We start from the raw sequence: 20,827 nt of genomic DNA on the forward strand, positions 1-20,827 counted from the left end.
CCGCCGCCCCACCTGCCGGCCGGCTAGGTTGTCGTCAGGCAGCGAGGGAGGGCGTGGGATGAGTGACGACCGAAAGCCCGCCGCCGACGGGCCGGACGACGAGACCCGTCCGCTGCCCGCCGAACAGACCGGTCCGCGGCCTCCCGGCGATCAGACCGTGCCACTGCCTCCCACCGGAGGGCCGGGGCCATGGTCGGGGCGTGCGGGCGTGCCGCCACCGCGTCCGCCGGAGTACCAGGAGGCGACCGGATGGTACGCGGAGCCGAACGGGCGACGGTGGTGGTCACCGATCTTCTGGGGAGTGGTTGTCCTCCTGCTTGCCGTCTTCGGTGCCGGCCTGTGGCTGGCCCTTGCCGGCGACGACGAGCAGCTCGTCCCGGAGTCCTCGCCGTCGGCCACCACGCCGCAGGCATCCCCGACGCGAACGTCCGCCACACCAACGTCCCCCACGCGAACGTCCGCCACGCCAACGTCGGCCACGCCGACGTCGACTGAGCCGCCCACGCCGTCGGTGACGGAGGAGCCGGGTGAGGTCCCCATGCCCCCGGTGGTCAACCTGCCGCTGACGACAGCCCAGGCGATTCTGGACGAGGCCGGACTGGCGTACCGGATTCAGTTTCGGACCTCGGACCGGCCGTCGGGCACCGTGATCGGGACGACGCCGCGGGCAGGTGTACTGGTACCGGAGGGGACAGCCGTCGTATTGGTGGTGTCGAGGTCCGGACCGTCGCCGGAGCGATCCACGCCCACCCCGAGCCCCGAACCCACCCCCACCAGCTGACCGGGCGCTCACCCCCACCGGCTGACCGAGATCATCCCCACCGGTTGGCCCGGTGGTCACCACCTCCGGCGTCTGGTGCCGACGAGACCCAGCCCGGCGAGCGAGATGGTCAGGCCGAAGATCCCGGACCAGTACAGCGAGCGCCGAAGATCCTCCGATGTGTGTGAGCCAGGCGCCCGGGCGGTGGGACCGGATGCCGGAGCGTTCTCCTCCACCACCGTGATCTCTGGTGCGGGGACCGGAGTGGAGAGTTGGGTTGTGGAGAGGGCGGGTTGGCGTAACACGACCGTGAGAACGGTCGCGGCGCCGATGAACGCCAGCAGTCCGAAGGCGTACGCGATGCGGAAGCTGTGCCGCCGCACAGCGGGCTGATTGACCATGGCTATCCCAGGTTCAGGGTCCTGGCGGCGCGGGTGGAACTGCCGGGGTGGGCGTACCGATGATATCTCGCGGGTAAGCCCACCGACGGCGGATCGCAGCAGTTCAGCCCACGCGGGCGGGGGTCCGTGCCAGCGGTCGGCGCTGTGTCCCCACGGTGTGCGGGTGGCGCTGCGGCGCGGCCTGGATCTGGTCCAGCCCTTCCTGCTGTACGAAGATCGACCGCCGGCTGACCGCGTCCCCCGATGCGTTCAACTCGTAGCCGTCGAGCCAGAGCCAACCGTCGTAGGTCGGCCAGTCGAGGACCCGGATCACCCGGAAGGCGATGGGTCGGAGGAACTGGACACTCGCCGCGCGAGTCACGTGCAGTACGTCACCGGTGCGGGGAAGCACATGGGCTCCTGGGAGGAAGGGCCGGCGGTGGCGCCGGCGAGAGTTGTCGGGGGACATGTGTCGCCGGCCTCGGGGTGGTGCCCCGCCGACTGGCGTTGTCGTGGCTGACCGCGGGATTACCACGGTCTGAGAACGGAGGAGGACTCTGCGTGATCCGCCATAGGGAACAGGGTGCATCAGTGGCGTGCGACATGCAAGTTGCATGTCGGTAGTTGCCGATGGGTTGTCGGTCCAGATAGGTGCAATGCTTGAGCTGTTCGTATTCGGGCGGCACACTGAGGGCCGGGTTCGCTTGCCACCAACCGCCGCCGCGAGCCCGTCCACCGGCGCGCCCTCCCCGGCGCGACGGCCGAGCCGGGAAGTTGTCAAGGTGGAGGGGGCGGGGTGGCAATGACCGCGAGATTGAGTCCGGGGTGGCACGGTGGCTGAGCGGCGAAGCCCGACCATCCGCCGACGGCGACTGGGCGCAGAGCTCCGCCGGCAGCGTGAGGCTGCGGGAATCACCATCGAGTCGGTCGCCGAGCAGCTCGAGTGCTCGGCCTCGAAGGTCTCCCGGATCGAGACTGGCCACACCACGGCGACGCCTCGCGATGTCCGCGACATGCTCCGGATCTACGGCGTGGTGGGTGTGGAGAGCGACGAGCTGGTACAGATCGCTCGCGAGGCCCGGCAGAAGGGGTGGTGGCACCCGTACAGCACGGTTTTGGTCGGGGCGTACGTCGGCCTGGAAGCAGCGGCAAGCTCCATTCGCGCCTACGAGCAGCAGGTCGTGCCGGGTCTACTGGAGACCGAGGAGTACGCGAGCGCCATGATCCGCGCTGCGCGGCCGGACTTCACCACAGAACAAGTCGCACAACGTGTCCGTGTCCGGTTGGGTCGTCAGTCGTTGCTGACTCAGGATGATTCAGTCGATCTGTGGGTGGTGCTCGATGAGGCAGTGGTGAGCCGACCGGTGGGTGGGGACACGGTGATGTGTGGTCAGCTCAAACGGCTGTTGGAAGTAGCCGAGCTACCGAACGTGACGTTGCAGATCCTGCCGTTCGAGGTTGGTGCGCATGCGGGCATGGACGGGACCTTCAGCATCCTGAGCTTCCCCGAACCCAGTGATCCGGATGTTGTGTACGCGGAGAATGCCACGGGTGGGCTCTTCCTGGAAAAGAGTGACGAACTGCAGAAGTACAGCTTCATCTTTGATCACATCCGCGCGGCTGCCATTAGTCCTGAGGAGTCCATCGCACACATCGCGAAACTGGCAGAGGAGCCGTTGTGGAAATGGCGACCAAGGAGTTCCCCGTGGACCTGACGCAGGGCACCTGGTTCAAGAGCTCGAAGAGCGGGCCGAACTGCGACAACTGCGTAGAGGTGGCGTACGTGCCGGGGGCGGTCGGCGTGCGGGACTCGAAGGACAGGTCCGGCCCGGCCCTGGTCTTCAGCCCAGGTGGCTGGCGTTCCTTCGTCACCGATGCGCGGGGCGGTACCTTCGACCCGCGCTGACCTGTACCGGTGTCCCCGTCCGGCCCGTTCGGACGGGGACACCGGATCGGTTGTTCCGCACAACGGCCAGTGGGTACTCCAACCCCGCGGGATCATCTGACCTGTGTTCTCGGCAGCTTGAGGTGTCCGCTTTGAGCTCGTGTGACCTGGCTTTGCTCATGCCCCGTCGCCATAGCGGCTCCGTCTCGTTGAACCCGTCGGTACGGCACAGGTCAGTGACCCGCCGCGCCGATCGGCAACCGAAAGAAGTAGGCGAGACGGATGACGACGATCGGGTCAGAGAACCTCACCAACGGTCCGGGCAAGCCGGAACGGTTCGGTGGCAAGTACCGCGGGACACGCCGGGATACGGTGCTCACCGAGGTGGTGTCGCCGGATGCCGAAGCCGGCGGGCGGCAGGATGGTTCCACGCCTCAACGAACGGCTCCGCCCCACCCGTTGCCTTCGCTCGATTCGGATCCGTTGACCAGACCGGGTCTTTCGGCCGAGGGCTGGTCGTCTGGTCCTGTCGACTCACTGGTTGATCACCCGTTGCTGCGCGGTCTCTTGATGGAACTTCCACCAAAGGGCAGCGTTCCGCCGCCGGGTTGGCTGGATCGCTGGTTCGAGGCGACGCGGGCCATTCTCGAACTTCTCTACGTACAGGGCTCGGGGCGGTCCCGCTGACCGTTGCTTTCACGCCGAGATGCTGGTCAGGCCGCACGTCCGCGGTGTTGATCGGTGGTATCTCCGGCGGATTCGTCTTCTGGTAGCCGGATGTGCCCCGTCACCACATCGGTGATTTTCCGGGCATCCCACCCATGGCCAGGGTTACTCGATGTGTTGATTTCTCATCTCCCCGCCGATTACCATCATTGATGGATTGGCATTTATCGATGGGCTCGCCGGGAGCCGGTGGACATAGATGCCGTCCGGAGGGAGACAGAGGAGATGGGTCTATCCCGAAGGTCCGTGTTCGTTGGACTAGCCACGATGGCCATGGTGGCGTCCGCGACCCCCGCCATGGCCGCTGAACCAGTTGGTGAGATCCGTAGTGCGGGGGGCGCTACGGCCGTAACCGACAGCTACATCGTGGTCTTCAAGGACAACGTGGTCAGCCGTGCCACGGTCGAGACGTCGGTTGATCGTTTGGTGGACCGGCACGGTGGCCAGGTAAGCCGGACGTACAGCACCGCGCTCCGCGGAGCCGAACTGCGGGTGGATGCCGGTGCCGCCGCCCGAATCGCGGCCGACCCGGCGGTGGCGTACGTGGAGCAGAACCACCGGGTGTCGATCACCGACACCCAGACCAACCCCCCGTCCTGGGGTTTGGACCGAGTTGACCAGCGCGATCTGCCGCTGGACAACTCCTACACCTATCCGAACACCGCCAGTGACGTGAACATCTACATCCTCGACACCGGCATCCGCACCACCCACCAGGACTTCGGCGGCAGGGCCACCTGGGGCACCAACACCGCCGACAACAACGATACCGACTGCAACGGGCACGGCACGCACGTCGCCGGCACCGCTGCCGGCACGGCGCACGGCATCGCCAAGGAGGCCAACCTGGTGGCGGTGAAGGTGCTGGACTGCGCGGGCAACGGCACCTTCGCCGGGGTCGTGGCCGGCGTCGACTGGGTGACCGCGAACGCGGTCCAGCCCGCGGTGGCGAACATGAGCCTCGGTGGCGGTGCGAACAGCGCGCTGGACAACGCGGTGAGCAACTCGATCGACTCCGGTGTCACCTACGCGCTGGCGGCGGGCAACAGCAGCGCCAACGCCTGTAACTACTCACCGGCCCGTACCCCGGACGCGATCACCGTCGGGTCTACGACCAGCACTGATGGACTGTCCTGGTTCTCCAACATCGGCACCTGTCTGGACATCTTCGCGCCGGGCTCGTCGATCACCGCGCCGTGGATCACCAGTGACACCAGCACGAACACGATCAGCGGCACGTCGATGGCATCGCCGCATGTCGCGGGTGCCGCGGCGTTGGTCCTGTCGGCCAACCCCTCGTACACCCCGCAGCAGATTCGGGACGAGCTAGTCGACAACGCCACCGACGGCGCGATCGGCTCCCCCGGCAGCGGCTCGCCGAACAAGCTCCTCTACGTCGGTGACGGCGGCACCACGCCTCCGCCGCCTCCGCCGCCGGGCTGCTCCGGCACCAACGACACCGACGTGGCGATCCCGGACGCCGGTTCCGCGGTGACCAGCTCGATCACCATCGCCGGCTGCGACCGGGACGCCGCCGCCACCTCGACCGTGGCCGTGGACATTCCCCACACCTGGCGGGGTGACCTCGTCATCGACCTGATCGCGCCGGACGGCTCGTCCTACCGGCTGAAGACCAACAACCTGTCCGACTCCGCCGACAACGTCAACGAGACCTACACGGTGAACCTCTCCAGCGAGGCAGCCGACGGCACCTGGCAGCTCCAGGTCCGCGATGTCTACCGCCAGGACACCGGCTACATCGACACCTGGACCCTGACGGTCTGATCCGGCTTCACCGGGCAGGGCCCCTTTCCGGAGTATCCGGGAGGGGGCCCGTACCGTGCCGAGACCTTCCTCAGACCGCGAAGCCGGTGGGCTGGTCGGTGGCCGGCTCGGGCGGCTCCGCCTTCCACAGTCGGGTCTTCTGCGCGGCGAGCCGGGCCAGGTAGGCCGGGTTGAGGATCACGTAACGGCGCCAGAGGCGCTTCGGTTCCAGGCCGAGCCGCCAGAACCACTCCAGGCCGGCCCGCTGCATCCACGGGGGCGGCTGCCGCAGCAGACCCGCGTGGTAGTCGAAGGCCGCGCCGACCGCCATCAGCGGCATGTCCAGCAGCGGTCGCATGGCGTACGTGAAGATCTCCTGCCGGGGGCAGCCCAGCCCGACCAGGACGAGTCGGGCTCCGCTGGCCCTGATCCGGTCGGCGATCTCGACATCCTCACCGGGTAGCACCGGTCGGAACTTGGACGGCTCCACCCCGGCGAGCTTCAGCGCGGGAAACATTCGCTCCAACGCCGGCACCAGCTTCGCGAGTGTCTCCTCGGTGGACCCGTAGAGATAGACGGGAAGGCCCTCGTCGGCGAAGCGGGACAGCACGTGCAGGGTGAGCGTCGGGCCGTAGACCCGGTCACTCAGTCCTGCGTGGTGCAGCACGTTGAGCGCCCAGCGCACCGGCTGCCCGTCCGGAGTGACCACGTCGAACGAGTTCAACCGGGCGTTGTGTGCGGGGTCGAGCACACCGGTCATCACGCCGTGCACGGCCAGGGCGGTCAGCGCCAGCGGCTGCCGCTCGTGCGCCGCCGTCACGACCGCCTCGGTGGCGGTGGCGTAGTCGGTGACATCAACGAGGACGCCGAGCACGTTCCGCTTGCACCGTGGGGTCATGGCTGCGGAATCCACTTGTCGACGTTGGCCTCGTAGATCTCACGCATGATCATGGGCACGTCGTAGACCTGCTTCCAGTCCGGGTAGTCCGCGTGGAAGGCTTCGTTCGAGCCGATCCACCACTTGTGGTCGCCGATTCGGTTCGCCTCGACGTACTCGGAGTTCATCTCCTGTCCGGTGATCTGCTGGGCCAGGGCGAAGGCCTCGCGCATCGAGGTGTTGGAGTGCCGGCCACCGCCCAGGTTGTAGACGGCGGCGGAGCGCGGGTTACGGAAGAACGACTCGAACGCCGAGACCACGTCCGAGCTGTGGATCGCGTCCCGGACCTGCTTGCCCTGATATCCGAAGATCTTGTATTTCCGGCGTTCCATGTTGGCCCGCATCACGTACCCGAGGAAGCCGTGCAACTCGGTGGCGGCGTGCGCGGGCCCGGTCAGGGTTCCACCCCGGAAGCAGGCCGTCCGCATGTCGAAGTAACGGCCGTACTCCTGCACCATCACGTCCGCCGCCACCTTGGAGGCGCCGAAGATCGAGTGCAGGCAGGCGTCGATCGACATGTCTTCCCGGATGCCCTGCTCGTACGGGTGCCCGGGCTCGATCTCCCACCGGGTCTCCAACTCGACCAGGGGCAGGCTGTTCGGCCGGTTTCCGTAGACCTTGTTGGTGGAGCAGTGGATGACCGGCGCCTCGATGCAGTGCTCGCGGACGTTCTGTAGCACGTTGAGGGTGCCGGCCGCGTTGACGTCGAAGTCGGTGAACGGGTCGCGGACGGCCCAGTCGTGCGACGGCTGTGCGGCGGTGTGGATCACCACAGCGGTGTTGCGGCCGTATCGGCGGAAGAGCTTCGCGAGCGCGTCCCGGTCGCGGATGTCAATGCTGTGGTGCGAGTAGGCGGCGCCCAGTTCCTCGGTCAGCCCCCGGACGTTCCAGGCGGTCGAGGCCTCCTCGCCGAAGAACTCCTGCCGCATGTCGTTGTCGATACCGACGACCTCGAGTCCGAGGCCGGCAAAATGTCGAACCGCTTCGGAGCCAATCAGACCGCCCGATCCGGTCACGAATGCGACACTCACACGTCACTCCTGGTCCGTCGGAGTCAAGAACGATCGGAGCATAGCGTGACGTACGACGTGCCCCGAGACGGCGCGAGGGCCCCGCGACTGCGGAGCCCTCGTCTGGTGGGGAAGGGGGGAGTTGAACCCCCACGCCCTTTCGGGCACACGGACCTGAACCGTGCGCGTCTGCCATTCCGCCACTTCCCCGTGGCTTCAACCGGAGACACTTTGGTGTCCGGCCCCCAGCTGCATCGCCGGGCTCGGGACATTCTACGCGGCTCCTCGCACTTGCCACCAACGGTTACCCTCGTAGGACGGCCACCGTTTGTGGCGGACGAAAGACTAGCACGACGGAACCGGCCCGCCGAACGGGCCGGGATCAGCCTGGCCGAGCGGCGTGTGAGCTGCACGCTCCTCGGCCGGATACCATCATGTCCTCGGGACCCGAGGAGGAGCCGGTGAGCGTGCTGCAACGCTTCGAGAAGCGTCTGGAAGGCCTGGTCGAAGGGGCTTTCGCCAAGGTCTTCAAAGGGGTGGTCCACCCCGTGGAGATCCTCAACGCCATGCAGCGGGAGGCCGAGGCGCACAAGGCGATCCTGGCCGGTGGGCGCACGTTGGTGCCCAACCGCTACGTGATCGATCTCTCGCCATACGACCACAGTCGTCTGGCGCCGTACGCCGCCGCACTGGCCCAGGAGCTGGCCCAGTCGCAGGCGGAGTTCATCGGCGAGCAGGCGTGGACGGTCTACGGCGACGTGATCGTCGAGATCGAGCGGGGGGAGGGGCTCGACACCGGCATGTTCCGGGTCACCGCCGAGGTGTACACCGGCGGCGAGGTCGCCCCAGTGTCGGGGCCGGGCTACGACGCCGGTCCGCCGGCCTACCCCGCCTACGAGCAGGGCGGTGGCTACGGCCAGCCGGCCGCTCAAGGTGGCGGCCACAACGTGCGGCTGGTCTCCGGCGACGGGCGGACCTACCCGCTTCAGCTGGGCACGACCGTGATCGGCCGCGGCGACCAGGCCACCCTGCGCCTACCCGATGTCGGCATCTCGCGGCGACACGCCCGGCTGGATTTCGACGGTGGGCAGGTCGTGCTGACCGATCTCGGGTCGACCAACGGCACCATGGTCAACGGTCAGCGGGTCTCCGCCGTCGCCCTGAACCCCGGCGACATGATCCAGCTCGGCACCACGACGCTGACCTTCCGCGTGGACGGCTGACCCGCCTTGCCGGAACTCGTCATCACCGTTGCCCGGTTCGGGTTCCTGATCCTGTTGTGGATTTTTGTCTTCACGGTGGTCGGGGTGATTCGCCGGGACCTCTTCGCAGGTGCCCGCTCTGGTCGGCTGGTGGCGGCCCCCCGGGGGGTCGGGGCCGTCCTCGGTCAGGGCGGAAAGCCGGCCCGGGCAAAGCGGGGAAGGGCAGCCCACCAGCTGGTGGTGACCGCCGGCCAGCTGGCCGGCACCCGTATCACACTCGGTGAAGCGCAGATCACCATCGGCCGGGCCGAGGATTCCACCCTCGTGATCACCGATGACTACGCCTCCGCACGACACGCCCGGCTCGTGCCCCGCGACGGGCAGTGGTTCGTCGAGGACCTCGGTTCGACTAACGGCACCTACCTGGATCGCGCTAAGGTCACCGGACCTACCCCCGTCCCCCTCGGCGTGCCGATCCGCATCGGGCGCACCTCACTCGAATTACGGCCATGACTCTGACCCTCCGCTATGCGGCCCACAGCGACCGCGGGCTGATCCGAGACGGTAACCAGGACTCCGTCTATGCCGGGCCACGGCTGCTCGCCGTCGCCGACGGCATGGGCGGTATGGCCGCCGGTGACGTCGCCAGCAACATCGTCATCGGCGCCATGGCACCGCTGGACGAGGACGTCCCGGGCAACGCCCTCGTGGATGCGCTTCGTTCGGCTGTCACCAACGCCACTCAACAGCTACGCGAGACGGTTGACGCCAACCCGCAGCTGGAGGGGATGGGGACGACGCTCACCGCGATCCTCTTCTCTGGCAGCAAGCTGGGCATGGTGCACATCGGCGACTCCCGTGCCTACCTGCTGCGCGCCAGCGAGTTCGCCCAGATAACCAAGGACGACACGTACGTCCAGATGCTTGTTGACGAGGGCCGGATCAGCGCCGAGGAGGCGAGTAGCCACCCCCAGCGGTCGCTGCTGACCCGGGCTCTCGACGGCCGGGACATCGACGCGGAGTACTCGGTCCGCCAGGTCCTCACCGGCGATCGATACCTGATCTGTAGCGACGGTCTCTCGGGCGTGGTGAGCGCGGAGACGATCGCGGAGACGATGCGGGAGTACGCCGACCCACAACAGTGCGTGGAGCGGCTGGTCCAGCTCGCACTGCGGGGTGGCGGACCGGACAACATCACCGTGATCATCGCCGACGCGACGGACCAGGACATCGTCGAAGCGACCCCGATCGTCGGTGGCGCCGCCTCCCGGGACCGGGGTATGGCGACCTCCGCCGACGACTCCACCCCTGCGGCCCGCGCCTCGGCGCTCTCCGGATCGCCACCGGTGACGCCGGACGAGTCGACTGCCGCAGCCGACGAGGAGCCGGAGCGCCGTCGCCGTCGGCCGATCCGTCTCGTGGCGACGAGCCTCGCGCTGATCGTCCTTCTGGGCGGAGCGCTCTACGGTGGGTGGAGCTACACCCAGCGGCAGTACTACGTCGGAGCTACGGGGGGCGGCCAGGTCGCGGTGTTCCGTGGCATCGAAGGTGAGATCGCCGGCATTGACCTCTCCGCCGTGCACTCGACCAGCTCCGCCGAGCTGGACGACCTCACGCTTGCCGCGCAGGAGCGGGTCAAACAGGGCATCCCGGCCGAAAGTGAAGCGGATGCGGAGCGCCGGCTGGCCGAGCTGACCGCCGACACCCCGACCAACCCCAACCTGAAGCCGACCTGTCCCCCCAGCCCCAGCCCGAGCCCGAGCCCGCCAGTGGTGCCGAGCCCGACAGCGGAGCCCGGAGCGCCGACGCCGACCACCGAGCCGAGTGCGCCTCCGTCGATCTCCGCCACATCGAGCACACCGGCGACCGGCCTGCCGACCGAACCGACCCTCTCGCCCGACGCCTTGCCCGCCATCCCGCCGGCCGTTGATCCGGCCGCCTGCCGGTCGCCCGAGTGAGCGCCGGCTCGATCCGTCAGGACGTTCAGTGACCGTAGCGGCCACGTCGACTTCCCCGCCCACCAACACGGGCGGGCAGAGCGGCGTGCGGCTGGCCCGGTCCCGGCGCAACGCCGAGCTGTCGCTGCTGCTGCTCGCCATGGTGCTGGTGGCCGCGTACGGGGCGATGGTCGAAGCCAGTGTGCTGGACACGGTTACGCCGAGCTTCTGGATACCGGCCGCCGCGCTCACCGCGGTCTTCCTCGGCCTGCACGTGGCGATCCGGTTCCTGGCCCCCTTCGCCGACCCGGCCCTGTTACCGGCGGTCGCCCTTCTCAACGGCCTCGGGGTCGGCTTTCTGCACCGGCTGGACCTGGCCCGCGCCACCCCGGCCGAGCGCGCCGAACTGGCGACCTTCGCCGGCACCGGCGGGCGTCAACTCGCCTGGACACTGATCTCGGTCGCCCTCGCTGCCGGGTTGCTTGCCATAGTCCGCGACCACCGCTCGATCTCCCGGTACGCGTACACCCTGGGTCTCGCCGGCATCGTGCTGGTGATGATCCCGGCGGTGCTACCACGGAGCATTTCCGAGATCAACGGCGCGAAACTCTGGATTCGGGTCGGCGGTCTCTCCATCCAGCCCGGCGAGTTCGCCAAACTCGCGCTGCTCGCCTTCTTCGCGTACTACCTGGTCCGCAAGCGGGAGGTTCTCTCCCTGGCCAGCCGCCGGATTCTCGGTGTCGACCTCCCGCGGGGCCGGGACCTCGGGCCGGTCGTGGTGGTCTGGCTGATCAGCCTCCTGGTCCTGGTCTTCGAGAAGGACCTGGGCACCTCCCTGCTCTACTTCGGCATGTTCGTGGCAACGCTCTACATCGCCACCGAACGGGTGAGCTGGCTTCTCATCGGTCTGGTGCTCTTCTTCGGTGGCGCCTATCTCGCGTACGTGCTGGGCGACGCGATCGGCGGCCCGTTCGCCAACTTCTACCTGCGGGCCAACATCTGGCTGGACCCGTTCGCCGACCCGTACAACGACGGTTACCAACTGGTGCAGGGGCTGCTTGCCCTTGGTAGCGGTGGAATGTTCGGCGCCGGGCCCGGCGCCGGCCAGCCACTCAAGCTGCCCGAGGTGCAGAACGACTTCATCTTCGCCGGCCTCGGCGAGGAGATCGGTCTCTTTGGTCTCTCCGCCCTGCTGGTGGTCTACCTGCTCATCGTCGAGCGGGGGCTGCGTGCCGCGCTGGCGGTTCACGACTCGTTTGGCAAACTGCTCGCCGGTGGCCTGGCGTTCACCCTCGGGCTCCAGGTCTTCGTGATCGTTGGCGGGATCAGCGGGCTGATTCCGCTTACCGGCCAGACCACGCCGTTCCTTTCCGCCGGTGGTTCGTCGCTGATGGCGAACTGGTTGCTCATCGCGATCCTGCTCCGCGTCTCCGATGCCGCCCGTCGGCCGGTGACCAGCGGGGGCCCTCCGTCGCCCCGATCGACGGGTGGACCGCCAGAGCAGCTACACGGTGCCCCCACGGAGGTGATCAGACCGTGAACGCACCACTGCGTCGGGTGGGTCTCGTCGTGATGGTCCTGTTCGGGCTTCTTTTCGCGAACCTGAACTGGATTCAGGCCTACAAGGCCGACGACTACCGCAACAGTGACTACAACGGCCGGGTCCAGGTCGCCGAATATGAGCGCAAGCGCGGCAACATCGAGGCCGGTGGTACGGCGCTCGCGGTCAGCAAGGCGACCGACGGGGAGCTGGAGTACCTGCGCACCTACCCGGGCGGGGAGAAGTACGCCCACGCGATCGGCTACAAGCCGGTCAACCTGGCCGACACCGGCATCGAGGAGGCGGAGAACGCCTTCCTGGCCGGCACCAGCGATCAGCTGATCGGTGACCGGCTGCGGGACCTGGTCACCGGCGACGAGACCGCTGGCGCGAATGTCCTGCTCACCGTCTCCCAGCAGGCGCAGGACGTCGCGTACGAGCAGCTGGGGGAGAATCGCAAGGGGGTCACCAAGGGTGCGGCCATCGCGATCGACCCGCGTACCGGGGCGGTGCAGGCGCTGGTCTCCATGCCGAGCTTCAACCCGAACCCGTTGGCCAGCCACGACACCGACGAGGCCACGGCGGCCTACAACGAGTTACAGCAGAACCCGGATGGGCCGCTGAAGAACCGGGCGCTCGGCGAGGTGCTCCCGCCGGGCTCCACCTTCAAGATCGTGACGGCTGCCGCCGCGCTGGAGAACGGTGTCACGACGGAGACGAAGATCCCTGCTGGGCCCAGCTGGACCCCGCCGACCTCCGGCGAGCCGATCGGGAACGCGGCCCCCTCCATCTGCCCGGAGGCAGAGGTCACCCTGATGAACGCGGTGACCGAGTCATGTAACACCGGCTTCGCCCAGCTCGGTGTGCGCCTCGGCGCGGACACCCTCAAGGAGAAGGCACGGCAGTTCGGTTTCGAGCAGGACGACCTGACCGTCGGCCGGCTCGGTGAGGACGGCGAACCGGTCGCGGCCAGTCGGACCGGCAGCATGGAGAACGCCGACGGCAGCGTTGACCCGGCTGCCCTCGCCCAGTCCTCCATCGGCCAGCGAAATGTGCGGATGACCCCGCTCCAGGGCGCCCTGATCGCCGCCACCGTCGCCAACGATGGCAGCCAGATGCGGCCGTACCTGGTCAGTCAGATCCTCGGCGCTGATCGCACCACCAACTACTACACCGCCGAGCCCAGCGAGTTGCGCCAGCCGGTCAGTGACCAGGTCGCCGCCGACCTGCGGGAGATGATGGAGAGTGTCGTCCAGAACGGCACCGGCCGCAACGCCCGGATCAGCGGCTACACCGTCGGCGGCAAGACCGGCACGGCACAGGCTGGCCCGAACACGCCCCCCCACGGCTGGTTCATCGGCTTCGCGCTCGACAAGGACGGCAACCCGGTCTCCGCGGTCTGTGTCCTGCTGGAGGAGGCCGGCGACGGGGGCAGCGCCGAGGCCGCCCGGATCGGCGGGCAGATCATGCGGGCGGCGATCGCCTCTCCGGGGAGCCGCTGACATGCTCAGTTCCGGGGTGAAGCTCGGCAACCGTTACCGGCTCGACGAGCGGATCGCCAGCGGCGGCATGGGCGACGTCTGGCGCGGCACCGACGAGGTGCTCGGCCGGACGGTCGCCGTGAAGAGTCTCCTGCCGGCCCTGCTCGACGATCCTGACTTCGCCGAGCGGTTCCGGGGCGAGGCGCGCACGATGGCGACCATCAACCACCCCGGTGTCGTTGACATCTACGACTTCGGCAGTGATCAGCAGATCGCCTTCCTCGTGATGGAGTACGTGGAGGGCGATGCGCTCTCGGCCACCCTGAACCGGGTCGGCCGGCTCACCTCCGCCCGAACGATGGCCCTGGTCGCCCAGGCCGCCGACGCGTTGCACGCCGCCCACCTGGAGGGCATCGTGCACCGAGACGTGAAGCCCGGGAACCTCCTCGTCCGGCCGAACGGCACCCTGGTTCTCACCGACTTCGGTATCGCCCGATCCGACCTGGTGGCCCAGCTCACCGCCGCCGGCTCGGTGCTCGGCACCGCCTCGTACATCTCACCGGAGCAGGCGACCGGTGCGGTCGCCACCCCTTCCTCGGACGTGTACGCCCTCGGCGTGGTCGCCTACCAGTGCCTCTCCGGCCGACGGCCGTTCGAGGGCGACAACCCACTCGATATCGCCCTGCGGCATGTCCGGGATACGCCTCGGGCGTTGCCTGCCGACATTCCATCGCAGGTGCGGGCGGTGGTCGAGCGGGCTATGGCGAAGGACCCGGCGGACCGCTGGCCGAGCGCGGCGGCGTTGGCCGGGGTGACCCGACAACTGAAGGCCCAGCTCTCCCAGGCCGCCCGGTCGGTTGGACAGGCCAGTCCGGTTTCGGCGGTGCCGGGTCGGGTCAGTCCGGTCTCGGCGGCGCCGGCCTCGCCGGCGCCCGGCCGGGCCAGCGTGGTCTCGGCGGTGCCCGTCGCGCCGGGTCGGGCCAGGGTGCCTTCACCGGCCACTGCCCTTCCACCACAGGTTTCCCGCTCGCCGGTGGCGCCGCAGCCCTTCCATCCGCCGGCCCCGCGACCGCAGGCCGGGTGGTCCCCGGTCGCCGCCGTGCCGCCGGCGTCAGCGCGACCCGGGCGCCCCCCGATGTCGGCTCCGCCGCCCCGCCCGTCCCGGTTCGGAAGAGGACTCCTCATCCTCCTCTTGGCCGTTCTGGTCGTGACCTGCTTTGGCATGGTTTCCTCCGTTTGGCACGAGGCGTATACCGGGTCCTCCGGCCGGCCGGTGCAGTCGACGGGAATGTCCGGCGAACTCCGGCATGACGGGCGCGACGATTCAGACCGAACGTCGTACCGTCAATTGCAACTGCCCTCGACGGGCGACGACGAGACGACGACGAGCGAAGGACGACAGACGCGATGACAGCGCAGGCCCGCCTGCTCGGTGGCCGCTACCAGGTCGGCGAGCTTATCGGCTACGGCGGCATGGCCGAGGTGCATCGCGGTCGTGACCTGCGACTGGGTCGGGATGTTGCGATCAAGATGCTCCGGGCCGATCTGGCCCGGGACGCCACCTTCCAGATGCGGTTCCGACGGGAGGCGCAGAACGCCGCCTCCCTCAACCACCCGGCCATCGTCGCCGTCTACGACACCGGCGAGGAGCAGGCACCGACCGGTGAGACCCTGCCGTTCATCGTCATGGAGTTCGTCGGCGGACGGACCCTGAAGGAGGTGCTGGGCGGCGAGGGGCGGTTCCAGCCGCGCCGAGCGCTGGAAATCTGCGCCGACATGTGCGCGGCGCTGGAGTTCAGCCACCGGCACCAAATCATCCACCGGGACATCAAGCCCGGCAACGTCATGCTCACCCAGACCGGCCAGGTCAAGGTGATGGACTTCGGGATCGCCCGGGCGTTGGCCAGCGGTGCGACCACGATGACGCAGACCAGCGCCGTGATCGGCACCGCCCAGTACCTCTCACCCGAGCAGGCCCGCGGCGAGTCGGTGGACGCCCGCTCGGATGTCTACGCCGCCGGCTGTGTGCTCTTCGAGTTGCTCTGCGGGCACCCGCCGTTCGTTGGGGACAGCCCGGTCAGCGTCGCGTACCAGCATGTCCGGGAGGCACCACCGACGCCCAGCGACCTCAACCCGGAGGTCCCCCCGGCCGTCGACGCGATCATCCTCAAGGCACTGTCGAAGAACCCGCTCAACCGCTACCAGAGCGCCGGCGAGATGCGGGCGGATCTGCTGCGTGCCGCTGCTGGACGGCCGGTCATGGCGACCCCGGTCCTGCGGGAGGAGGAGACCACCCAACTCGCCCCGGCCGGCGCCGGATACCCGGCCGGTGCGCCCGGTCCGCGTACCCAACAGATTCCGGCCCGGGTTGGCGACCCACGCCGGCGCCGGGCGTCGTCGTGGCTGATCGCCACCTTCGCCGCGCTCGGCGTACTCGCGGTGGTCGCGCTGGTGGTCGCCGAGCTCATGTCCTCGCCACCCGAAGAGAAGGCATCGGTCCCGCGGGTGACCGGGCTGACGGAGGCTGAGGCGATCGACAAGATCGAGCAGGCCAACCTGGCGGCGGAAGCCGGCCCGGCGATCCGCGACAACGACTGCAACAAGGGGGAGGTGACCAACCAGGATCCAAGCCCGGGCGAAGAGCTGAATCCGGCCGACGTCGTCACGGTCTTCATCTGTGCGGGGCCGGCGACGGTGACGATCCCGGACACCCTGGTCGGTTCCACCTTCGACAACGCGAAGCGGCAGCTGGAGAACGCGGGCTTCGAGGTCGATCGGGAGGAGGTCGACGACGCGGCGCCGAAGAACACCGTCCTAGGGGTGACGCCGGATGAGGGCAGCCAGGCGGCGGAGGGGGAGGTGGTCACGTTGACCGTCTCCAAGGGCAACATCGGCACCGTACCGAACGTCGTGAACTCCTACGTCGACGATGCCGAGAGGGAGCTCGAGGACGCCGGCTACGAGGTCAACATCAAGGAGGGCCAGCCGGTGCCGCCGGGCGAGCAGGGCCGGGTGACGAACCAGAACCCAAGCCCGAACACCCCGCTGCGGAAGGGCAAGACGGTGACCATCACCGTGACGGTGCTCGAGGAGCCGACCGACTCCCCGACGCCGGAGCCGAGCGAGTCGCCGACGTCGGAGCCGCCCGACGAGCCGCCGGACAACGGCGGTGAAGGTGGAGGTGGAGGTGGCCTCCCGCTCCCGACCACACCTCCGGCCCGTCTCCCGACGCGCTGACGGCCGGTACACCCCGCGTCGGAGCTGCGGCGCGGGCCGCAGACGGCAGGCGGGCGCGCGAGGACACCAGGCGTCGTTCGGTGCTGTGGTCGTCGGTCAGGTGGTGCTGAACGCGGTGCGCCGGCGTGCATCGACCTCGGCCGCCAACGCGGGGGCGCGCTCGAGCGCCTCCGGGAAACCGCAGGACGCCAACCAGTTCGCCAGCATGAGGTGCCCGCCCTCGGTCAGGACCGACTCCGGGTGAAACTGCACCCCCTCGATCGGCAACGTTCGGTGGCGCATCGCCATCACCACGCCGGAGCCGGTCCAACCGGTGACCTCCAACTCGTCCGGCAACGTCTGCGGCACGAGAGTGAGCGAGTGGTAGCGGGTCGCGGTGAACACCTCCGGTAGGCCGGCCAGTACCCCCACGCCCTGGTGCCGGACCTCGGAGGTCTTGCCGTGCAGCAGTTCCGAGGCCTGGGCGACGGTGGCGCCGAACGCCTCACCGAGCGCCTGGTGACCGAGGCAGACCCCGAAGAGGGGGACCACTCCGGCGTACTCCCGGATGACATCCAGGCAGACGCCGGCACGATCCGGACTACCCGGCCCGGGTGAGAGCAGGACGCCATCCGCGTTCGCCTGCCCGACCTCCGCGACGCTGATCTCGTCGTTGCGACGCACCTCGCAGTCGGCGCCGAGCTGACCCAGATACTGCACCAGGTTGAAGACGAACGAGTCGTAGTTGTCGATGACCAGGATGCGCACGGGTGTCACTCTTCCGATGAGGGGGGCGTGTTGTTCTCGTCCGTGTCGTACGGCAGGTCGTGCCCGTCCTCGGTTGGTGCCGGCCCGTCGCCGGGCGGCGGGTAGCCGGGGACACCCGGGTCCCCGGGATCCCCCGTTTCCTGGGTGACCTGTACATCGTCGAAGGGGAGCAGCGGCTCAGCCCAGGGGAAGACGACGTACCAGAGCAGCGCGACCGTGGCCGTCGCCAACAGGACACTGCCGGCCAGCTTGCCAGGCAGCCCGAACGGCAACTTTCGCCAGATCCAGGCGTACATCTTCTCAGCCCCCCAGTTCCGCCGGGCGGCCCGCCGACTTGGCCTGCGTCCGGTCCAGCTTCGCGTGGATGATCAGGCGTTCGTAGTTGTCGAACTTCGGGTGGCAGGTGGTCAGGGTGAGCATCGCGTCGGTCGGCTCGGCGCCCGGCTCGCCGGGAACCGGTGCCACCACCGCCACCTCGCTCGGCTTGACGACGTGGTTGCGGGTGACGCGGTAGACGTGCCACTCGTCCCGATCCTCGGCAACGATCACGTCGCCGTCGTCCAACTCGTCAAGTCGCCAGAAGGTGGCCCGGTTCCGGTGCCCGGCGATGGAGAAGTTGCCGAGCTGGCCGGGGAGGGCGCTCGTCGGGTAGTGGCCCGGAGCGTATCGGAGGTCCTTCTGGGTCACTCCCTCGACGACGATCCAGTTTTTGTCGAGCCGCGGGATGTACAGGCCGGCGATCGGAATGCCCTGCACCGTCGGTGGCGCGGAGGCGGACGAGGAAGCGGCGGAGGGCGTCACAGTCGGGTCACCGGTTGGCCCCCACGCCTCGGCGAGCTGCTGGCTGAGGTCGTTCTGGTGGGCGTTGACGATCACCGACTTCCCCCAGATCTCGTACCCGGCGAAGAGGAGCACCACTATGCCGAAGGTGATGAGCACCTCACCGGCGGCGCGGACGCCGGTGCGGAGGCGGGACCGGAACGTCGGCCGGGTCAGCTCCGAGTAGACGCTCTTGTAGCCGAGGGCGGACTGCTCTGGGCGTAGCTTGACCACCCGCTCACCCCGGCGCGGCTGGGCCGGCTCGGGGGTGGCGGAGTCGGCCGTGGAGTCGGCGTCGCGGGGTGGCTGGGGCACGGCGCCCATCAGGGCGGTGGAGTCGAGTGCCGGAGGCGTGTGGCTGGCCACCCGCGGGATGAGCGCGGTGGCCGCCGGATCGGCGGTGGGGCTGGTGCCCGGGGTGGCATCAGGGGCTGCACCGGCACCAGGGGCCGCGCCGGCACTCCGGGCTGGACTGGCATTCGGGGCGGGACTGGCATTCGGGGCTGCGGTCCGCAGCGGTGTCGTGGGGATGAGCGCGGTGGGGGCGTCAGCCGTCGATGAGGTGCCCTCCCACGCGGGCCGGCGTGGGTTGACCGGGCTCGGCGAGGGGGAAGGGGCGGCCGGTTCCGACGAGTGTGGCGGGGATGCGGGCCGAAGATTCCGGTGGGCTGCGGTCGGCGGGTCGAGTGGCCGGTCGGCCGCCGGCGGCGTGGGCGGGTACGCAGCGTCGAAGGCCGAGCCGGCTGGAGGGGTGGAGGCGGGAGCGGCCGCGTGCCACGGCGACTGAGTCGGTGGGCGCTGCGGCGTTCCGGTTGACCCCGGTGGCTGGCTCGGCGCGCCCGGCTGGGGCAGGGCGCCCGGTTGGCTCGGCGCGCCCGACTGGGGCAGTGCGCCCGGCTGGCTCGGCGGTTGGGGCGCGGGTCCGGGCGGGGACGACGGCTGCTCCGACTCGTGCCGGGGCTGCTGCCAGGGACGCTCCAGCCGCGGCAGGAACGCCGTCTGGTCGTCGTCCCGATCAGGTTGCCAGCTCTCCGATGCCCGGGTCATTCGGGCACCGTCGCCCAACGGAGTGCGGCGGAGCCATCGAACGCCGGTACTGACACGGTGGAGACCGTCTCCTTATAGCCCAGCTTGTAGGTGTTCGCCAGGTCCCTGAACAACCGGACTCCCTCGGACTCGGCGAGTGCCCGCTGGAGGGCGGCGGGGTCGCCGATCGCTACGATCTTGAATGGAGGGGAATACACCCGGCCATGGAGCAGCAGGGTGTTACCAACGCAGCGTACCGCGCTTGTGGCGAGCACGCGGACATCCATGATTGACATCGCCTCCGCGCCGCCGGCCCAGAGGGCGTTCACCACGGCCTGTACGTCACCTTGGTGCACCACCAGGTCGTGGTTGGTAACGCCGGTGGGCAGGCTGCCGTCGTTGCGTCTCGGCGCGTCGTCGAGCTCCACGGTCACTCCGAGGCCGGTGAGGGCGGTGAATCCGGCCGGCTCCTGGCTGGCCGCCGCCCGCTCCTGCTGCTGCTGGATCGTCCCGTCGGAACCGGCGAGGGCGTTGGTGCGGGCCTCAACCGTCGCGCGGAGCTCTGCCGCCCGCTGCTCGCTGGCCGCTACCTCGGTGTGGCGGTCCTGGATGAGCTGGTTGAGCTGAGGGCGCCGGTCCTCGCGCAGGGTGGTGCCCCCGGCGGTGGTAGCGGTGGTGGTGAAGAGAAGTCCGGCCGCGGCGGCGATCAACGGTACGCCGACCGGCCAGCCGAGTCGGCGCTGCCGCGGGCGTTGGATGAGGGCGGCGACGACCCGCCGGAGTACCTTCCGCCAGGAGGCCGCGCCGGATGTGTATTCCACGGGGTTTCCCTCCTCTCGTCGCGTACCAGCCCGCTCCGACGACCCCTCCGGGGTATTGGAGAAGACCCTTTCGTGGCCTGAACGGGTCTTCCGGACTACGCTAGCTGTCGAAACATTATTGGCCATGGACCGTCGCCCTCGCGCCCGGTTGTCAGGCCGGACGAGGTCGTCACCCCCTCTGGAGAGCGTCGTGCCCAAGTCTCAGGTCCGTAAGAAGAAGGTGTACACCCCGCCGACGGACGTGCGTCCGACGGCGACGGCGGCGACGCGCAAGCCTAGCCCGGTCTGGTTGCCGGCCACGGCGGTCACACTCATCGTCGCCGGCATCGGCTGGTTGGTGGTCTACTACCTCTCCGAGCAGGAGTATCCGGTCATGTCGTGGGGTTACTGGAACCTCGCGGTGGGCTTCGGCGCAATGGTCGGCTCCCTGATCCTGCTCTCACGCTGGCGTTGATCACGCGTTGATCTGCGCGCCGGCCGAAGCCGGTGCGCCAGCCCTGCCAGCTCGGTCGACTCCGCCCCAACCGGCGCTGCCGGGCGCGGCACCTTATGGTG

Annotated in this window: 21 protein-coding genes and 1 tRNA gene; 13 read left to right on the forward strand and 9 right to left on the reverse strand. The window is 69.0% G+C overall.

Annotation, left to right across the window (positions count from 1 at the left end; genetic code table 11):
- Positions 1 to 58 precede the first annotated feature (58 nt).
- On the forward strand, positions 59 to 781 hold the full coding sequence (locus tag STROP_RS00165) for a PASTA domain-containing protein (RefSeq protein ID WP_018832278.1): 723 nt from the start codon (positions 59 to 61) through the stop codon (positions 779 to 781).
- Between the two features lie 56 nt (positions 782 to 837).
- Here the strand turns inward: STROP_RS00165 and STROP_RS00170 are convergent, their stop codons facing one another.
- Both STROP_RS00170 and STROP_RS00175 read right to left on the reverse strand, forming a co-directional pair.
- Entirely contained in the window at positions 838 to 1,167 is a 330-nt protein-coding gene (locus STROP_RS00170; RefSeq protein WP_026274700.1) for a hypothetical protein, read from the reverse strand.
- Between the two features lie 97 nt (positions 1,168 to 1,264).
- Entirely contained in the window at positions 1,265 to 1,552 is a 288-nt protein-coding gene (locus tag STROP_RS00175) for a hypothetical protein (protein ID WP_018730929.1), read from the reverse strand.
- A gap of 421 nt (positions 1,553 to 1,973) precedes the next feature.
- Between STROP_RS00175 and STROP_RS00180 the strand changes: the two genes are divergently transcribed.
- From STROP_RS00180 to STROP_RS00195, 4 genes are all read left to right on the forward strand, one after another.
- Entirely contained in the window at positions 1,974 to 2,855 is an 882-nt protein-coding gene (locus tag STROP_RS00180) for a helix-turn-helix domain-containing protein (RefSeq protein WP_011903958.1), read from the forward strand.
- Positions 2,825 to 3,046, forward strand: coding sequence for a DUF397 domain-containing protein (locus tag STROP_RS00185; protein ID WP_011903959.1), 222 nt, complete (start codon positions 2,825 to 2,827; stop codon positions 3,044 to 3,046). Before STROP_RS00180 ends, STROP_RS00185 begins: the two co-directional genes overlap by 31 nt.
- 261 nt (positions 3,047 to 3,307) lie before the next feature.
- The gene (locus STROP_RS00190) at positions 3,308 to 3,712 is read left to right on the forward strand and encodes a hypothetical protein (protein ID WP_018829576.1); all 405 of its coding nucleotides are present in this window, start codon (positions 3,308 to 3,310) and stop codon (positions 3,710 to 3,712) included.
- A 264-nt stretch (positions 3,713 to 3,976) separates the two neighbouring features.
- Positions 3,977 to 5,536 (forward strand): S8 family peptidase, encoded by a 1,560-nt coding sequence (locus STROP_RS00195; RefSeq protein WP_011903961.1) that lies wholly within the window; start codon positions 3,977 to 3,979, stop codon positions 5,534 to 5,536.
- A gap of 70 nt (positions 5,537 to 5,606) precedes the next feature.
- Here the strand turns inward: STROP_RS00195 and STROP_RS00200 are convergent, their stop codons facing one another.
- The 3 genes from STROP_RS00200 to STROP_RS00210 all read right to left on the reverse strand — a co-directional run bounded on the left by STROP_RS00200 (position 5,607) and on the right by STROP_RS00210 (position 7,672).
- A complete protein-coding gene (locus STROP_RS00200) occupies positions 5,607 to 6,413 on the reverse strand; it encodes a WecB/TagA/CpsF family glycosyltransferase (protein WP_011903962.1) in 807 nt (268 codons plus the stop codon).
- A complete protein-coding gene (locus tag STROP_RS00205) occupies positions 6,410 to 7,483 on the reverse strand; it encodes an NAD-dependent epimerase/dehydratase family protein (protein WP_011903963.1) in 1,074 nt (357 codons plus the stop codon). Before STROP_RS00205 ends, STROP_RS00200 begins: the two co-directional genes overlap by 4 nt.
- Before the next feature lie 103 nt (positions 7,484 to 7,586).
- Positions 7,587 to 7,672: transfer RNA gene (locus STROP_RS00210), tRNA-Leu, on the reverse strand.
- 224 nt (positions 7,673 to 7,896) lie between these two features.
- On the opposite strand from STROP_RS00210, the gene STROP_RS00215 reads away from it, so the two are divergent.
- Genes STROP_RS00215 through pknB form a run of 7 tightly spaced genes read left to right on the forward strand, consistent with a single transcriptional unit; the run spans position 7,897 to position 16,859 of the window.
- Entirely contained in the window at positions 7,897 to 8,685 is a 789-nt protein-coding gene (locus STROP_RS00215; protein WP_011903964.1) for an FHA domain-containing protein, read from the forward strand.
- A 6-nt stretch (positions 8,686 to 8,691) separates the two neighbouring features.
- Positions 8,692 to 9,177: an FHA domain-containing protein FhaB/FipA gene (locus STROP_RS00220; protein ID WP_011903965.1), complete on the forward strand. Its 486-nt coding sequence runs from the start codon at positions 8,692 to 8,694 to the stop codon at positions 9,175 to 9,177.
- Entirely contained in the window at positions 9,174 to 10,622 is a 1,449-nt protein-coding gene (locus STROP_RS00225; RefSeq protein WP_011903966.1) for a PP2C family protein-serine/threonine phosphatase, read from the forward strand. The genes STROP_RS00220 and STROP_RS00225 overlap by 4 nt, the downstream gene beginning before the upstream one ends.
- Positions 10,623 to 10,650: 28 nt before the next feature.
- Positions 10,651 to 12,141 carry an FtsW/RodA/SpoVE family cell cycle protein gene (locus STROP_RS00230; protein ID WP_011903967.1) on the forward strand — a complete coding sequence of 497 codons (1,491 nt, stop codon included), beginning with the start codon at positions 10,651 to 10,653 and terminating at the stop codon, positions 12,139 to 12,141.
- A complete protein-coding gene (locus STROP_RS00235; protein ID WP_011903968.1) occupies positions 12,138 to 13,643 on the forward strand; it encodes a peptidoglycan D,D-transpeptidase FtsI family protein in 1,506 nt (501 codons plus the stop codon). The genes STROP_RS00230 and STROP_RS00235 overlap by 4 nt, the downstream gene beginning before the upstream one ends.
- Before the next feature lies 1 nt (position 13,644).
- Positions 13,645 to 15,033 carry a serine/threonine-protein kinase gene (locus STROP_RS00240; RefSeq protein WP_011903969.1) on the forward strand — a complete coding sequence of 463 codons (1,389 nt, stop codon included), beginning with the start codon at positions 13,645 to 13,647 and terminating at the stop codon, positions 15,031 to 15,033.
- Positions 15,030 to 16,859, forward strand: coding sequence for a Stk1 family PASTA domain-containing Ser/Thr kinase (gene pknB / locus STROP_RS00245; RefSeq protein ID WP_011903970.1), 1,830 nt, complete (start codon positions 15,030 to 15,032; stop codon positions 16,857 to 16,859). The genes STROP_RS00240 and pknB overlap by 4 nt, the downstream gene beginning before the upstream one ends.
- 96 nt (positions 16,860 to 16,955) lie before the next feature.
- Here the strand turns inward: pknB and STROP_RS00250 are convergent, their stop codons facing one another.
- From STROP_RS00250 to STROP_RS00265, 4 genes are read right to left on the reverse strand one after another with little or no spacing between them, the layout of a single operon-like run.
- Positions 16,956 to 17,606 carry an aminodeoxychorismate/anthranilate synthase component II gene (locus STROP_RS00250; protein WP_011903971.1) on the reverse strand — a complete coding sequence of 217 codons (651 nt, stop codon included), beginning with the start codon at positions 17,604 to 17,606 and terminating at the stop codon, positions 16,956 to 16,958.
- Positions 17,607 to 17,611: 5 nt separating this feature from the next.
- Positions 17,612 to 17,902 (reverse strand): hypothetical protein, encoded by a 291-nt coding sequence (locus tag STROP_RS00255; RefSeq protein ID WP_011903972.1) that lies wholly within the window; start codon positions 17,900 to 17,902, stop codon positions 17,612 to 17,614.
- 4 nt (positions 17,903 to 17,906) lie between these two features.
- Positions 17,907 to 19,472 carry a class E sortase gene (locus STROP_RS23355; RefSeq protein WP_011903973.1) on the reverse strand — a complete coding sequence of 522 codons (1,566 nt, stop codon included), beginning with the start codon at positions 19,470 to 19,472 and terminating at the stop codon, positions 17,907 to 17,909.
- Complete coding sequence (locus STROP_RS00265; protein WP_026274698.1) at positions 19,469 to 20,272, reverse strand: DUF881 domain-containing protein; 804 nt, start codon at positions 20,270 to 20,272, stop codon at positions 19,469 to 19,471. The genes STROP_RS23355 and STROP_RS00265 overlap by 4 nt, the downstream gene beginning before the upstream one ends.
- A 190-nt stretch (positions 20,273 to 20,462) precedes the next feature.
- On the opposite strand from STROP_RS00265, the gene STROP_RS00270 reads away from it, so the two are divergent.
- Positions 20,463 to 20,726 carry a cell division protein CrgA gene (locus tag STROP_RS00270; RefSeq protein ID WP_026274697.1) on the forward strand — a complete coding sequence of 88 codons (264 nt, stop codon included), beginning with the start codon at positions 20,463 to 20,465 and terminating at the stop codon, positions 20,724 to 20,726.
- The last annotated feature ends 101 nt before the right edge of the window (positions 20,727 to 20,827 follow it).

Origin of the sequence: Salinispora tropica CNB-440, assembly GCF_000016425.1 — a bacterium.
In the GTDB taxonomy this organism is placed as follows: Bacteria; Actinomycetota; Actinomycetes; order Mycobacteriales; family Micromonosporaceae; genus Micromonospora; species Micromonospora tropica.